13 protein-coding genes are annotated in these 15,776 nt (G+C 64.3%); all 13 read left to right on the top strand.

What is annotated here, in order from left to right; genetic code table 11:
- Positions 1-39: 39 nt before the first annotated feature.
- The 13 genes from cheW (at position 40) to PQQ86_RS18910 (ending at position 15,752) form a co-directional block, all read left to right on the top strand.
- Positions 40-576 (top strand): chemotaxis protein CheW, encoded by a 537-nt coding sequence (gene cheW, locus PQQ86_RS18970; protein WP_408199867.1) that lies wholly within the window; start codon positions 40-42, stop codon positions 574-576.
- 49 nt (positions 577-625) lie between these two features.
- Positions 626-2,530 carry a methyl-accepting chemotaxis protein gene (locus PQQ86_RS18965; protein ID WP_408269636.1) on the top strand — a complete coding sequence of 635 codons (1,905 nt, stop codon included), beginning with the start codon at positions 626-628 and terminating at the stop codon, positions 2,528-2,530.
- A gap of 204 nt (positions 2,531-2,734) precedes the next feature.
- Positions 2,735-3,700, top strand: a complete 966-nt coding sequence (locus PQQ86_RS18960) for a CheR family methyltransferase (protein WP_408270357.1) — start codon at positions 2,735-2,737, stop codon at positions 3,698-3,700.
- On the top strand, positions 3,697-4,467 hold the full coding sequence (gene cheD / locus PQQ86_RS18955; protein ID WP_408269633.1) for a chemoreceptor glutamine deamidase CheD: 771 nt from the start codon (positions 3,697-3,699) through the stop codon (positions 4,465-4,467). Before PQQ86_RS18960 ends, cheD begins: the two co-directional genes overlap by 4 nt.
- A 5-nt stretch (positions 4,468-4,472) precedes the next feature.
- The gene (locus PQQ86_RS18950; RefSeq protein WP_408269630.1) at positions 4,473-5,561 is read left to right on the top strand and encodes a protein-glutamate methylesterase/protein-glutamine glutaminase; all 1,089 of its coding nucleotides are present in this window, start codon (positions 4,473-4,475) and stop codon (positions 5,559-5,561) included.
- 151 nt (positions 5,562-5,712) lie between these two features.
- On the top strand, positions 5,713-6,108 hold the full coding sequence (gene cheY / locus PQQ86_RS18945) for a chemotaxis response regulator CheY (RefSeq protein ID WP_054038493.1): 396 nt from the start codon (positions 5,713-5,715) through the stop codon (positions 6,106-6,108).
- Between the two features lies 1 nt (position 6,109).
- Positions 6,110-6,820 (top strand): protein phosphatase CheZ, encoded by a 711-nt coding sequence (cheZ, locus tag PQQ86_RS18940; RefSeq protein WP_097390699.1) that lies wholly within the window; start codon positions 6,110-6,112, stop codon positions 6,818-6,820.
- A 284-nt stretch (positions 6,821-7,104) separates the two neighbouring features.
- On the top strand, positions 7,105-7,650 hold the full coding sequence (locus PQQ86_RS18935) for a DUF2844 domain-containing protein (protein WP_408269626.1): 546 nt from the start codon (positions 7,105-7,107) through the stop codon (positions 7,648-7,650).
- A 15-nt stretch (positions 7,651-7,665) separates the two neighbouring features.
- Complete coding sequence (locus PQQ86_RS18930; protein ID WP_408269624.1) at positions 7,666-8,976, top strand: DUF3443 domain-containing protein; 1,311 nt, start codon at positions 7,666-7,668, stop codon at positions 8,974-8,976.
- Positions 8,977-9,318: 342 nt separating this feature from the next.
- Positions 9,319-10,530: a flagellar biosynthesis protein FlhB gene (flhB, locus tag PQQ86_RS18925; protein WP_408269621.1), complete on the top strand. Its 1,212-nt coding sequence runs from the start codon at positions 9,319-9,321 to the stop codon at positions 10,528-10,530.
- Entirely contained in the window at positions 10,527-12,629 is a 2,103-nt protein-coding gene (gene flhA / locus PQQ86_RS18920) for a flagellar biosynthesis protein FlhA (protein ID WP_408269618.1), read from the top strand. The genes flhB and flhA overlap by 4 nt, the downstream gene beginning before the upstream one ends.
- Positions 12,630-12,979: 350 nt before the next feature.
- A complete protein-coding gene (gene flhF, locus PQQ86_RS18915) occupies positions 12,980-14,890 on the top strand; it encodes a flagellar biosynthesis GTPase FlhF (RefSeq protein ID WP_408269615.1) in 1,911 nt (636 codons plus the stop codon).
- On the top strand, positions 14,883-15,752 hold the full coding sequence (locus tag PQQ86_RS18910; RefSeq protein WP_408269612.1) for a MinD/ParA family ATP-binding protein: 870 nt from the start codon (positions 14,883-14,885) through the stop codon (positions 15,750-15,752). The genes flhF and PQQ86_RS18910 overlap by 8 nt, the downstream gene beginning before the upstream one ends.
- Positions 15,753-15,776: the final 24 nt, after the last annotated feature.

The following is a 15,776-nucleotide window of genomic DNA, read 5'->3' as shown; positions in this document are numbered from 1 at the left end:
TCACTCAACTTATCTCATCCCAACCGTTTGGGGGCTAACGTGGCAGAAGTCCAATCCATCAATTCGAGCGTCGCGAACGCGAGCGGTACGAATGGCCGCCGCGACTCGCGGCAGGCGGACGCCGGCGGTCAGGAATTCCTCGTCTTCACGCTCGGCGCCGAAGAGTACGGCATCGACATTCTCAAGGTGCAGGAAATCCGCGGCTACGACAACGTGACGCGGATCGCCAATGCGCCGGAGTTCATCAAAGGCGTGATCAATCTGCGCGGCATCATCGTGCCGATCGTGGACATGCGCATCAAGTTTCATCTGGGCCGCGTCGAGTACGACCACCAGACCGTCGTGATCATCCTGAACGTCGCGCATCGCGTGGTCGGGATGGTGGTGGACGGCGTGTCGGACGTGCTGACGCTCGCCACCGACCAGATCATGCCGGCGCCGGAATTCGGCGCGACGCTGACGACCGAGTATCTGACGGGCCTTGGCACCGTCGACGGCCGTATGCTGATCCTGATGGACATCGAGAAGTTGATGACCAGCCGCGAAATGGCGTTGATCGAAACGCTCAGCGCGTAAGCATCGCTACGCGCCAGTACAAAATACAGATCGAACAGGGAGCATCAAGATGCTGAGCAGGTGGTCGATTCGCACATCGCTGACGATGGTGGGGATCATTCTGGTCGCGCTGACCGTCGTGGTCGGCGCGCTTGGTCTGACCGCGCTGAACGGCGCGAGCCAGTCGCTCGACCGTATCGCGCGCGGCGATCTGGTCGCCATTCACGCGCTCGACGACGCTTCTTCGTATCTGCTGCGTTCGCGCGTGTCGTTGGATCGCTTCAATGCGTTGAGCGCTGCCGGCGACACCGAACAGGCGAAGAAGGTCCTCGATCGCGCGCAGGAACTGTACGGCAAGGGTAACCAGAGCTGGCAGACCTATCTCGACACGCCGAAGAGCGGTGTCGACCAGGCGCAGCTGGACGAACTGGTGGCCCGTCGCACGAGCCTGATGCGCGACGGCATGGAGCCTGAATTCGCCGCACTGCGGGCGAACGATCTGGCCGCCTATCACGCCATCGCCGACACGAAAATCAGCCCGTGGTTCGTTTCCTACGACAACGCTGCGTCCGCCGTGATCAAGACGCTGCAGCAGCTTGCAACGGATCAGCAGGCGAGCGCGCAATCGAACATCTCGCTGATGACCACGCTGATTATCGGCGTCACCGTGATCGCGCTGCTGCTGGTGCTGGGTATCCGTTTTGCGCTGCGTGGCCTGATTGTGCAGCCGCTGAACGATGCCACGGCGTGCTTCGAACGGATCGCCTCGGGCGATCTGTCCGAACCGATCAATGTGTTCAGCCGTAACGAAATCGGGCGCCTGTTCGCCGGCATTAAGCGCATGCAGGAAAGCATGGCGACGATGGTGACGGCGGTTCACAGCAGCACCGAATCGATCGACACCGGCGCGCGCGAAATCGCCATGGGCAACACCGATCTCTCGCAACGCACCGAACAGCAGGCCGCGTCGTTGCAGGAGACCGCATCGAGCATGGAGCAGTTGACCGGCACGGTGCGCCAGAACGCCGAGAACGCGCGTCAGGCTAGCCAGCTGGCTGTCAATGCGTCGGATATCGCGACGCGCGGCGGCGAAGTGGTGAGCCAGGTCGTCACGACGATGCAGGGCATCGCGACCAGTTCCAACAAGGTCGTCGACATCATCGGCGTGATCGAGGGCATTGCCTTCCAGACCAACATTCTCGCGCTGAACGCGGCGGTCGAAGCCGCGCGGGCAGGCGAGCAGGGCCGCGGTTTTGCGGTGGTCGCAGGCGAAGTGCGCAGCCTCGCGCAGCGCAGCGCCAGCGCCGCGAAGGAAATCAAGGAACTGATCGGCGACTCGGTCGACAAGGTGCAAAGCGGCTCGGCGCTGGTCGGCCGCGCGGGCACCACGATGGAAGAGATCGTGCAGGCGGTGCGCCGCGTGACCGACATCATGGGCGAAATCAGCGCAGCTTCCGAAGAGCAATCGGGCGGCATCGAACAGGTGAATCGCGCGGTCGTGCAGATGGACGAAGTCACGCAGCAGAACGCCGCGCTGGTCGAACAGGCCGCGGCAGCGGCTGCGTCGCTCGAAGACCAGACACGTCAGTTGCAAGCGGTGGTGAACGGCTGGAAAGTAGCCGGTGGCCAGACGCGCAGCGCCACAACTACAACTGCAGCACGTCCGCAAGCGGCGGTACGTTCGAACGGCAGCAAGAGCGGCGACAAAAGCGCCAGCCAGCACGCGCAGCCCGCGAAGGCCGCGCCGCAAGCGACCGCACATGCAGCGGCGCATCCGGCGGCAGGCAAGGCGGCAAATGCGGCAAATGCGGCAACGCATGCAACGCCGGCTTCGTCCGCCAAGGGTGCCGACACCGCGCGTGTCGAACCGGCTCTCAAACCGAAGACGGCCCGCGCCGCATCCGACTCCGCAGTACGTCCGGCCGCAGCAGGCGCCGCGTCGGCAGGATCGGACGCGGACTGGGAAACGTTCTAGGAAGTGGTACAGAGACATGCGGTCATTCGGCATCTCGCTCCATGACGGGCGAATCATCGAAGCACGCTTACCAGGCGTGTCGCGGGCCGATCGCGTGTTGGCAGAACTCGCGGGCGGGCGCGACCCCGCGAACACAACCCCTTTCGCCAGAAGCAATTCTGTTGGGGAAAAGCGGGATGGCTCGTATTGCAGGCAGGGACTTTCATAATGGCAACGCGCGAACAGCAACCTCCGCAACCGGCGCGCCCCGCCCGGGCGGAACCGGCTAGAGCCGGCGAGCAAGGACGCGATTTCGAATTCACGTCGGCGGATTTCGCTCGCATCCGCGATCTGATTCATCGAAGCGCGGGCATTTCGCTGTCGGACCACAAGCGCGATATGGCGTACAGCCGTCTTGCGCGCCGGTTGCGTGCCCGTGGCCTCGAGACCTTCAAACAGTACCTCGATCTGCTCGAAGCGGAAAACGATCCGGCCGAGTGGGAAGCGTTCACCAATGCGCTGACCACCAACCTGACCGCGTTCTTCCGCGAAGCCCATCATTTTCCGATCCTGGCCGACTTCGTGCCGCGCCGCGCGCAACCGGTTTCGGTCTGGTGCTCGGCGGCCTCGACCGGCGAGGAACCGTATTCGATCGCGATGACGCTGATCGAAGCGCTCGGCGACAGCGGCGCGCGTCAGGCCAGCGTGCTCGCCACCGACATCGACACGCAAGTACTGGCGAAAGCCGAAGCCGGCATGTATCAGTTCGACCAGGTGAAGCACCTGTCGCCCGAGCGGCTCAAGCGCTTCTTCCTGAAGGGCACCGGCGCGCACGCCGGCATGGTCAAGGTGCGCCCGGAAGTGCGCGCGATGGTGCGCTTCGAACAACTGAATCTGACCGACCGCGATTACCAGTTGCGCTCGCAGTTCGACGCGATCTTCTGCCGCAACGTGATGATCTATTTCGACAAGCCGACGCAGGCGCAGGTGCTCGCGCGATTCGAGCCGTTGATGAAGTCGGGTGGCTTGCTGTTTGCCGGCCACTCGGAAAACTTCACCTATGTGACGCAGGCGTTCAAGCTGCGAGGTCAGACTGTCTATGAACTGACGCGTGACGCAGGCGCCACACGCACGCCGGCACGCGCCACGAGCCATGCCGGCAGCACAACGACGAGCGGGGTGGCCGCATGAGCAGCAGCTTGCCGATCGCCTCTAATCTGTACTTCGACAACCACTTCCAGCGCCCCGGCGTGAAGCTGTTGCCGAACGAGTTTTACACGACGAGCGAAGACATGGTGCTCGTCACCGTGCTCGGTTCGTGTGTCGCAGCCTGCATTCAGGACCGCACGGCCGGCATAGGCGGCATGAATCATTTCATGCTGCCCGACGACGGCGCGGACGCAGGCCAGCCCGCGTCGGATTCGATGCGCTATGGCGCGTACGCAATGGAAGTGCTGATCAACGAACTGATCAAGGCCGGTGGCCGGCGCGAGCGTTTCGAAGCCAAGGTGTTCGGCGGCGGCGCGGTGCTGGCCGGCATGACGACGATGAACATCGGCGATCGCAATTCGGAATTCGTGCGCCGCTATCTGGCGCTGGAAAAGATCCGCATCGTCGCAGAGGATTTGCAGGGCAATCATCCGCGCAAGGTCGCTTTCATGCCGCGCACCGGCCAGGTAATGGTGAAGAAGTTGCGCCTGCAGCAGGAAGCAGGCGTGGCCGAGCGCGAACAGGCGCTCATGCGGCAAAGTGCCGAAGCGCGTGCCGAGCGGCTCGCGGCGGCCCGCAAACGGGTCGAGTTGTTCTCGACGCCGGCCGCCACGCGGCCCAGGATCGAACTGTTCGGCGCGGCGGCCGGCAGTGCGGGCGCTGGCGCATCGAAACCGCGCATCGAACTGTTCGGCGCGAGCCCGCGCCCGATTAATTCAAACAACGCCAGAACTACAGAGGAGGCGTGAGCACTGTGGAAAAGATCAAAGTACTGTGCGTCGACGACTCGGCGCTGATCCGCAGCCTGATGACGGAAATCATCAACGGCCAGCCGGACATGACCGTCGTGGCGACCGCACCTGACCCGTTGGTCGCGCGTGATCTCATCAAGCAGCACAACCCGGACGTGCTGACGCTCGACGTCGAAATGCCGCGCATGGACGGTCTCGACTTCCTCGAGAAGCTGATGCGTCTGCGGCCGATGCCGGTCGTGATGGTGTCGTCGCTGACCGAGCGCGGCAATGAAATCACGCTGCGCGCGCTTGAACTGGGCGCGGTCGACTTCGTCACCAAGCCGAAGGTCGGGATTCGCGACGGCATGCTCGACTACTCGGAAAAGCTCGCCGACAAGATTCGCGCCGCGGCCCGCGCGCGCGTGCGCCAGGCCGCACCAGTGCAGCACGCGGCCACGCATGCGGCGCATGCGGCCGCCGCCGCCGCGCCGCTCTTCAACAATCCGCTGCTCAGTACCGAGAAGCTGATTATTGTCGGCGCGTCGACGGGCGGCACCGAAGCGATCCGCGAAGTGCTGGTTCCGCTGCCGCCGGATGCGCCTGCCGTGCTGATCGCGCAGCATATGCCGCCGGGTTTCACAAAATCTTTTGCGCAACGCCTTAATGGTTTGTGCAGGATTACCGTTAAAGAGGCAGAGCACGGCGAACGCGTACTGCCGGGACATGCGTATATCGCGCCCGGGCACGCTCACCTGTTGCTGGCCCGCAGCGGCGCGAACTATATTGCGCATCTGTCGGACGAACCGCCGGTCAACCGGCACCGTCCGTCGGTTGACGTGCTGTTCCGTTCGGCTGCGCAGCACGCGGGCAAGAATGCGGTAGGCGTGATCCTGACCGGAATGGGGCGCGATGGCGCGGCCGGACTACTGGACATGAAAAAAGCGGGGGCGTATACCCTTGCACAGGACGAAGCGAGCTGTATCGTATTCGGCATGCCGCGCGAAGCAATTGCGCTCGGCGCCGCGGACGAAATTGCTTCACTGCCGGAAATGAGCCGACGCGTGATGGCGCGTCTGTCGTCAATGGGCGACCGCGTACAGCGGGTATGATGCGCGGGCCTGACGGCGAGCGCCGGGCATGGGCCGGAGTAAGCGCTTTGCACGGGACCGGAGTAAGCGCTGAAACGCCAACTTCGGTCGACACGCATCGGAATGAACTGGCGGTCATGCGCCGCATCATGGATCAAGCAAAGGGAATGAAATGGATAAGGGAATGAAGATTCTGGTGGTTGACGACTTTCCGACGATGCGCCGGATTGTTCGCAACCTGCTCAAAGAGCTCGGCTACTCGAACGTCGACGAAGCGGAAGACGGTCAGGCCGGCCTCGCGCGTTTGCGCAGCGGTACGTATGACTTCGTAATCTCCGACTGGAACATGCCGAACCTCGACGGTCTGGCCATGCTCAAGGAAATCCGCGCCGACGCCCACCTGACGCATCTGCCGGTGCTGATGGTGACGGCCGAGTCGAAGAAGGAAAACATCATCGCGGCGGCTCAGGCCGGCGCGAGCGGTTATGTCGTCAAGCCGTTCACGGCTGCGACGCTCGACGAGAAGCTCAACAAGATTCTCGAGAAGATGGCGAAAGCCGGGAGCTGATGTGACTCTGCCGACCAACGCGCAAGGCGCCGAAGCGGCGACCGAGAGCGGCGACCTCGCGTCTGACCGCATCCTCGCCCGTATCGGACAACTGACGCGTACGCTGCGTGACTCGATGCGTGAGCTCGGGATCGACAAGCATGTCGAGCGTGCGGCGGAAGCCGTGCCCGATGCTCGCGACCGTCTTAAGTACATCGCGAACATGACCGAGCAGGCCGCCGAGCGCGTGCTGTCATCGATCGACGTCGCCAAGCCGATCCAGGAGCAACTGCAGAAAGACGCCGGCGAACTCGACGCGCGCTGGGAGCAGTGGTACGCGGCGCCGATCGAGCGCGAGGAAGTGCGCGCGCTGATGAACGACACGCGCACCTTTCTGCGCGGCGTGCCGGAGGCGACCACCGCGACCAACGCGCAGCTGATGGAGATCATGCTGGCGCAGGACTTCCAGGATCTGACCGGGCAGGTCATCAAGAAGATCACTGATGTCGTGTACCTGATCGAGCAGCAGCTGCTCGGCGTGCTGGTCGAGAACATCGCGCTCGAGCGTCGCGAGCAGTTCGCGGCGAATGCGGCGGCACTGGCGGCCGAGCCTTCGTCTACTGGCAGCCCCGAACATCTGCTGAACGGTCCGCAGATCAATCCGGAAGGCAAGACGGACGTGGTGCAGGACCAGTCGCAGGTCGACGATCTGCTGGCGAGCCTCGGCTTCTGACCTGCCGGCCACCGGCAAGGGCGCGAGGCAGGACCGCCGGACCCTGATCGGTGTGGGACGCAGGCTACGCTCCGGCGTGCGCCTGCTGTCTGCCGACACAAACCACAGGCATACTACGGACTCAAGCAGCGGCATGGCATTCCGGTGAGAGACAGTCACCGGTCGGTGGCACCGTGAGGCATCCCTCCAGAGTGCGATCGCAGCGGTGCCGTATGATCTGCATACATGCGGCCGGTTCGCACGAGGTGTGAGCCGAGCAGCAGCAGCTCGGGAGGAGCCTTGTCATGTGGAGTCGCGTACGCCGCGCCGGGTTCGTTATGGCGCTTGCATTACCCTGTTCACTATCAGCCGTGCAGTCCGCGTATGCGGGATTGGGCGGCACCCCGATGTCACCGCCTACGGATGCGTCAGTTTCTTCCCGCACCGTGCAGCCTGGCACCAGTTCGGCAACGGCGGCTCAAAGCGTGATGCGTTCTGCATCGAGCGCTGCTTCTTCCACCTCGGCTTCGGCGTCCTACACCGTGCGTGAAACTACGCTCGGCAACGGCACGGTGGTGCGCGAATACCTCGCCGCGGACGGTTCGGTCTTCGGCATCGCGTGGCATGGTCCGCAAATGCCGGATCTGAACGATCTGCTCGGCAGCTATTTCTCGCAGTACGTCGCTGGCGTGAAAGCCGCGCGCGAGGCGCGTGGAGGCGGTCGTGGCCCCGTTGCGGTCGACCAGAGCAGCCTCGTGGTCCGCTCCGGCGGCCACATGGGCGCGTTCAGCGGTCAGGCCTGGTTGCCGCCGGCGTTGCCGGCCGGCGTCAGCGGTTCCGACATCCAGTAAGGGCGAGGACGAACGATGCGAACCATGCAAAGTGCTGTGAAGCTCAGGGGCTGGGTGCAGGCCGTCGTGGCCGTGGCGTTGGTGTCGGTGATTGCCGCCTGCGGTGGCGGTGGCGGCGGCGACAGCTCCAGTTCCGGCAACAATTCGTCGACCACGCTGAACGGCGGCTCGTTGCCGGCCAGCCCAACCCAGCAACCGATCGCTGCGACGGCGGCGAACACCGTGCCGATTACGGTCGGGCGGGGTGTGAACGGCGTCATCAATATTCCGACGGTTAGCGTGACCGTATGCGCGCCAGGCTCGACGACTAACTGTCAGACCATCAGCAATATCCAGGTCGATACCGGTTCGTTCGGGCTGCGTCTGGTCAGTTCGGTACTCAATAGTTCGTTGCTCAATGGTGGGTTGCCGATCAGTACCCTGGCCAGCGGCGCGCAACTCGCCGAGTGCGCGACCTTCGCCGACGGCTACACGTGGGGTACGGTGCGCACCGCGACCGTACAGATCGGCGGCGAAACGACGGCCGCGGGCATCCCGATACAGATCATCGGCGACAAGGCGTCGAGCACGGTGCCCTCGCCCGGTTGCGGCAGCGGCTCCGCGGAAAACACCGTCAGCGATCTCGGCGCCAACGGCATTCTCGGCATCGGCACTGCGCCCAACGATTGCGGCGCGACCTGCCAGAACGCGGCAACCGCCGCCAACTACAGCAATTATTTCGCGTGTCCGGGCGGCACCTCCTGCGCCCGTACCGCGGTGCCGCTCAACCAGCAGGTTGCCAATCCGGTCGCCAACTTCACGGCTGACAACAACGGCGTGATCGTGCAGATGCCGCCGGTGTCGAATACCGGTGCTGCGTCGGCCACCGGCACGCTGGTGTTCGGGATCGGCACGCAGTCGAACAATGCGCTGGCGGCTACGCAGACCTTCACCACCGATGCCTTCGGCAACATGAACAACAGCGTCTTTAACGGTACGACCGTGCAGGCGTTCTTCGACTCGGGGTCGAATGCGTACTTCTTCGCCGACAACTCGCTCGCGCAGTGCGGCAGTAATTTCGCCGGGTTCTATTGCCCGTCGTCCGCGCAAACCCGGTCGATTACGCTGGGCGGCGTGAGCAGCACGAGGGCGAGCGTCAGCATCGGCATCTTGAGCGCGTCGACGCTGTTCAGCAACAGCAGCAACTATGCGTTCAACGATCTGGCCGGGCAGATCGGCGGCAGCAGCAGCTTCGATCTGGGTCTACCGTTCTTTTATGGCCGTCACGTTTACTACGGCATCGATCAGACGTTGAGCGGCGGTCAGACGCCTTACGTCGGCTTCTAAGGCGCACGTCCTGCGCATAAGGACTGGTTGGACACCCGCGCGAAACGGCTCGGGTGTCCGCTAGCCTTAGGCGGCGCCGCTTGCCACGGCTAGCCAATCGCCCCTCTGGCACCGCGCTGGATTGCAGCCGGTCGCCAGCCTCCCTTAGCCCGCGCGCCATCGCTCGGGCGGAGCCGACTGCGAGCCCAGCCAGCAAGCCCCGCCGCGCTGCTTGCCGGCCGCTCCATCCCTCGAAATACCCCCCTTTCTCCGCCCTTATCCGCCGATCGTCGCTTGCGTCGAGCGGGAATAATCGCTCTCACTGGAAAGAGGCGCCGTGCCTCAGCCGACTGGAGAGCATTTGTGGCAGAGGATAGCGACCTCGAAAAAACCGAATCAGCCACTCCCCGGCGCCTGCAGAAGGCGCGTGAGGAAGGGCAGATCGTGCGTTCGCGGGAGCTGTCGACGTTTGCGCTGCTGGCAGCGGGATTCTTCGGCGTCTGGGGCATGTCCGACAGCATCGGCGAGCATTTGCAGGGCATGCTGCGAGCGTCCTTCACGTTCGACCACGCCACCGTGTTCGAAACCCGCCGCATGCTGATCGGCGCGGGCGCAGCAGGCCGCGAGGGCCTTTATGCGCTGCTGCCGGTTCTGGCCTTCACCGGCGCTGCCGCCTTGCTCGCGCCGATGGCGCTGGGCGGCTGGCAGTTGTCGTCGAAAGGCCTCGAGCCTAAGTTCAACCGGCTCAATCCGATCGAAGGGCTCGGTAAAATATTCTCGATCAACGGACCGGTTCAGCTCGGCCTGTCGCTCGCCAAGACGCTGGTAGTCGGGTGCATCGGCGGCTCGGCGCTCTGGAATCGACGCGAGGAAGTTCTCGCGCTGGCAACCCAGCCGCTGCAACTGGCGCTTGCCAACACCGTGCATCTGATCGCGGTGTGCTGCGGCATGACCGTCGCGGGCATGTTCGTCGTGGCCGCGTTGGACGTGCCGTATCAACTCTGGCAGTTCCACAAAAAATTGCGCATGACGAAGGAAGAAGTGAAGCGCGAACACCGCGAAAGCGAAGGCGATCCGCACGTCAAAGGCCGGATTCGCCAGCAGCAGCGCGCCATTGCCCGCCGCCGGATGATGACCCACGTGCCCAAGGCTGATGTGGTGGTGACCAACCCGACGCACTTCGCGGTCGCGCTGCAGTACACCGACGGCGAGATGCGCGCGCCGAAGGTGGTCGCCAAGGGCGTGAACCTGGTGGCCGCGCGGATTCGAGAAATCGCCGCCGAGAACAATGTGCCGCTGCTGGAAGCACCGCCGCTCGCGCGTGCGCTGTATCACAACGTCGATCTGAACCGTGAGATTCCCGGCCCGCTCTATGGCGCGGTCGCCGAGGTGCTTGCCTGGGTGTATCAGTTGCGGCGTTTCAACACCGAAGGCGGCGTCGCGCCGGTCGCACCGACCGAGTTCGACGTGCCGGCGGACCTCGACAAGGGCGGCGTGCCGGACGATGAAGCCGAGCAGGAAGCCGCCGACGTGCTTAACCCCGATAACGACGACGCTTCAGGAGCCTCCGCATGAACGCTCGCGCCGGATTCCTGTCCCGACGGCCGGATGCCTTGAGCGGCGCCAATTTGCGCGCCCTCGCCGGGCCGGTGCTGATCTGCATGATCCTCGGCATGATGATTCTGCCGTTGCCGCCGTTTCTGCTGGATCTGCTGTTCACCTTCAATATCGCGCTTTCCGTGATGGTGCTGCTCGTCAGCATGTACACGATGAAGCCGCTCGACTTCGCCGCTTTCCCAAGCGTGCTGCTGTTCTCGACCTTGCTGCGCCTGTCGCTGAACGTGGCCTCCACCCGCGTCGTGCTGCTCGAAGGCCATACCGGCCCGGACGCGGCGGGCCAGGTGATCGAGTCGTTTGGCCACTTCCTCGTGGGCGGCAACTTCGCGGTCGGTATCGTCGTCTTCGTCATTTTGATGGTCATCAACTTCATGGTGATCACCAAGGGCGCGGGGCGGATCGCAGAAGTGTCCGCGCGCTTCACGCTCGATGCGATGCCCGGCAAGCAGATGGCGATCGACGCCGACCTGAACGCCGGCCTCATCAACGAAGATCAAGCCCGCAAGCGCCGTCTGGAAGTCTCCCAGGAAGCCGAGTTCTACGGTTCGATGGACGGCGCCAGCAAGTTCGTGCGCGGCGATGCGATCGCCGGTTTGCTGATCATGGTGATCAACATCTTCGGCGGGCTGATCGTCGGGATGGTGCAGCATGGCATGGACTTCGCGTCCGCGGGCAAGACCTACACGCTGCTGACGATCGGTGACGGCCTCGTCGCACAGATCCCGTCGCTGGTGATTTCAACGGCGGCCGGTGTGATCGTCTCACGCGTCGCGACCAACGAAGACATCGGCACGCAGCTGACCGGCCAGCTCTTCACGAACCCGCGCGTGCTGGTGATCACCGGCTGCATTCTGGTGTTGATGGGCCTGATTCCGGGCATGCCGCACTTCGCGTTTCTGATCCTCGGTGGTGGCCTGATCCAGCTCGGCCGTACGATGAAAAAGCGCAGCGAAGCCCGCAAGAACAGCGCAACACTGGTCGACGTCGCACCGGCTACGCTCGCGCCGGTCGAGAATACCGAAGCCAGCTGGGACGACGTGACGATGATCGACACGCTCGGTCTCGAAGTGGGCTACCGGCTGATTCCGCTCGTCGACAAGAACTCGGACGGCGAACTGCTCAAACGGATCAAGAGCATCCGCAAGAAGTTCGCGCAGGAAATCGGCTTCCTGCCGCCGGTGATCCATATTCGCGACAACCTCGAATTGCGGCCGAACGGCTACCGGATTGCGCTGAAGGGCGTCGAGGTGGGCGTCGGCGAAGCGTATCCGGGGCAGTGGCTGGCGATCAACCCGGGGCAGGTGTCCGCCGCGCTGCCGGGCACGCCGACGCAGGATCCGGCGTTCGGTCTGCCGGCCATCTGGATCGACACGAATCTGCGCGAACAGGCGCAGGTGTACGGCTACACGGTGGTCGATTCGAGCACGGTGGTGGCCACGCACCTGAATCACCTCGTGGTCATGCATGCGTCCGAACTGCTCGGCCGCCGCGAAGTGCAGGCGCTGCTGGAGCGGATGCAGAAGGACACGCCGTCGCTGGTCGACGATCTGGTGCCGAAGTCGCTGCCGCTCACCACGCTGCAAAAGGTGCTGCAAAACCTGCTGGAAGAAGGCGTGCCGATCCGCGACATGCGCACGATTCTCGAAGCCCTGTCCGAACACACGCCGAAGGTTACCGACGCGCACGATCTCACCGCCGCCGTGCGCCTCGCGCTCGGCCGTGCGATTACGCAGCAGTGGTTCCCGGGTGTGGGCGACATGCAGGTGATGGGCCTCGATTCGAATCTGGAGCGGGTGTTGTCGCAGGCGCTTTCCACGGGCGCCAATCCGGGCCTCGAACCTGGCCTCGCGCATACGCTGTTGAACGAAACGCAGAAGGCGATGACGCGTCAGCAGAACCTTGGGCTGTCGCCGGTGCTGCTGGTGCAGCATGCGTTACGGCCGATGCTCGCGCGCTTCCTGCGCCGCAGCCTGCCGCAGTTGAAGGTGCTGTCTTATGCCGAAGTGCCGGATACGCGCAATATCAAGGTGGTGAATCTGATCGGGGCGCATGGCTAAACCCCGTGCAGCTAAGCCTGCCAGGTAGCCGCAGCCGTTCCAGACCGATGGCTTCCGCCGGCGCTCCTCGAGCGCCGGTTTTCATTTCCGCGCCTAACTTTTCGCGCTGCAAGCGGCCGGCGGAGGTCATGCTGCGTCCGCGAAAGCGCCGCCATAGGCCGCCGGGGAGCCCGTTTCAAACCGCCGCGCGTGTCAATTGATGTGCGTTTCCATCGCCCGAATTGCCCGCCTTTAACGGTCTTTATCCATCGATCGTCACTCGACGGGTTTCGCAATAATGATCTCAATGGGAAGCGGTATGTTGCCGATCCGTTAGTCAGTAAGTCCGTATACCTCATCGGGGGTCCAGCTTGAACATTCGTAAATTTGTCGGTGCTACCAGTCGCGATGCTCTGCGTCTCGTGCGCGAAGCCTTGGGCCCGGATGCCGTCGTTTTGTCCAACCGCACGATGGAAGACGGCAGCGTCGAGATCGTCGCCCTGGCCGATAGCGACCTCGCCGCCATCACGCCGAAAGCGCCGCGCGGTAGCGCAGGCGCACCGCTGGCCGCGCCGATGAATGCCATGGCCGGACAACAGCCCGCGCTCGCCGCACCGCGCGCCAATCCGATGATGCAAGCGAATCCGTATGCGAGCGGCATGCCCGATGTGTTCTCGTCGGTGTTCGGCGCAAGCCCGGAAGCGGGCGCCGAGAACATGACGCCGAATGCCGTTAGCGCCGTTCACACCGCCATTGCTGCTTCAGGCTCAGCTGCGAAGTCCGCCGCCGCCCCTGCCGCACCGAAGGCCACGCTGCCGAACGCGCCCAGGGCGGCGCTGGCCGCACCCGCTGCAGCGTCGCTGCCGCAACCGGTCAGCACCGAGCAACCCAGCGCCCGCGCTGCGGCGACGCGTCTCACCGAAGACATCCGTGCCGATCTGCTCAAAGCCGCCGAAGCTCAAGCGCCGCGCACGATGGCCGAATCGAATCCCTGGCTGATCGACCACGCTCGCCGCATCGCCGCCGAACAGCAACAGCAAGGTGCGTACAGCGCGCGCCCCGCAGCGATGACACCCGCTGCCGCCATGGCCAAGGGCCTCGGCGCCGCAGTGGAAGCCGGCCAACGGGCCTCGCAACCGGCCGCACAGCAAGTCACCGATACGCCCGAGTGGGCCCGTGAAGGCGCGCAACTCGCCGCGCGCCGCGCCGCTCAGAAAGTGGCCGCATCGCTGCCGGCCGTCGACGACGCCCGCACGCCCGCTTCGGTCGCCGAAGCGATCAAGACGCGCATGGAGCAGGTCGTCAACGACACTGTGATGAGCGAGCTGTCGTCGATGCGCGGGATGATGGAAGAACACTTTGCCGGCCTCCTGTGGGGCGATCGCCAGCGCCGCAGCCCGACGCGCGCCGCGCTCACCAAGCATCTGTTCGCCGCCGGTTTCTCGGCGCAGCTCGTGCAGATGATCGTCGACAACCTGCCCGACGACGTCGACAACATGGAAGGCGGCATGGAGTGGGTGCGTTCGGTGCTCGAATCGAACCTGCCGGTGATGGAAGACGAAGACGCGCTGATGGAGCGCGGCGGCGTGTTCGCCCTGATGGGCCCGACGGGTGTCGGCAAGACCACGACCACCGCCAAGCTCGCCGCGCGCTGCGTGATGCGCTTCGGCGCCAGCAAGGTGGCGCTCCTCACGACCGACAGCTACCGGATCGGCGGCCACGAACAACTGCGCATCTTCGGCAAGATTCTCGGTGTCTCGGTTCACGCGGTGAAAGACGGCGGCGATCTGCAACTCGCGCTCTCCGAATTGCGCAACAAGCATATCGTGCTGATCGACACGATCGGCATGAGCCAGCGCGACCGTCTGGTCTCCGACCAGATCGCTATGCTGTGCCGTGCAGGTCAGCCGGTGCAGCGTCTCCTGCTGCTCAACGCGACGAGCCACGGCGACACGCTGAATGAAGTCGTGCAGGCCTATCAGCGCGCGCCGGATCAACAGCCGCTCGCCGGCTGCATTCTGACGAAGCTCGACGAAGCCACCAATCTGGGCGGCGTGCTCGATACGGTGATCCGCTACAAGCTGCCGGTGCACTACGTGTCGACCGGTCAGAAGGTGCCGGAAAACCTGTACGTCGCAACGAAGAAATTCCTGATCAAGAGTACGTTCTGCATCCCGCGTGACAACTCCCCATTCGTGCCGCACGACGACGACATTCCGGCGTTGCTGTCCGCGCTGTCGGCGCGTTCGACGGCCGAACTGCACGAGGTCCGCTTTGGATAAGTTCATGTCCGATCAGGCAGAAGGACTGCGGCGGCTGTTGGCTCGTAGCGGCTCGCGCGTGATTGCGGTGACCGGTGGCTCGGCCAGCGTCGGCTGTACGACGACGGTAGTGAACCTCGCCGCGGCGCTCGCGCAGCAAGGCAAGGACGTGCTGGTGATCGACGAGTGCCTCGGCGACAAATCGGTGAGCACGATGCTCGGCGGCGCGCGCGGCGCTGGTAATTTTGCGGCGGTGATGCGCGGCGAGATGACGCTTGACGATGCCGCCGCGCGCCACGCGCTGGGCTTCTCCGTGCTGGCTGCCTCGCGCAACAACCGCGAAGGCCGTACGGCCGCGCAATTCGACGTGCTGCTGCGTGGTTCCGCCGACATCGTGCTGATCGATGCGCAACTCGACGAACACGGCCACCTGTCGCCCCTCGCGATGCAGGCGCACGACCTGATGATCGTGACGAGAGTGGCCGCGCAAGCGATCACCGAGGCGTACGCGTGCATGAAGCGTCTGCACTACGCGCACGCCACTGCGCAGTTTCGCGTGCTGGTGAACCACGTACAGAGCGTGGAAGACGCGCACACCGCTTTTGTCAATCTGGCCGGCGTGGCTGGACGCTACCTGACGGTGGCGCTGGAAGACGCCGGTTGCATTGCCGCCGATGTGCGGATGGCGCGAGCCCTGGAGTTGTCGCGGTGTGTCGTTGATGCGTTCCCATCGACACCGGCCGCGCGCGACTTCCGGCATCTTGCCGCCGAATTGCAGTACTGGCCAATGCGGCCAGCGATGTCGTCGCAAACGCCCTGGATGGCGCCTGCGACAGTTACAGCGGCGCAACACGCCGACCAACCGTCTGCGCAGCACGCCTGAGAGGCGGCACAAGGACAAGGGGAG

This window comes from Paraburkholderia sediminicola, assembly GCF_046026675.1.
In the GTDB taxonomy this organism is placed as follows: domain Bacteria; phylum Pseudomonadota; class Gammaproteobacteria; order Burkholderiales; family Burkholderiaceae; genus Paraburkholderia; species Paraburkholderia sediminicola_F.
The sequence above is the reverse complement of the archived record's forward strand: the minus strand, read 5'-3'. Positions and strand labels throughout refer to the sequence as shown.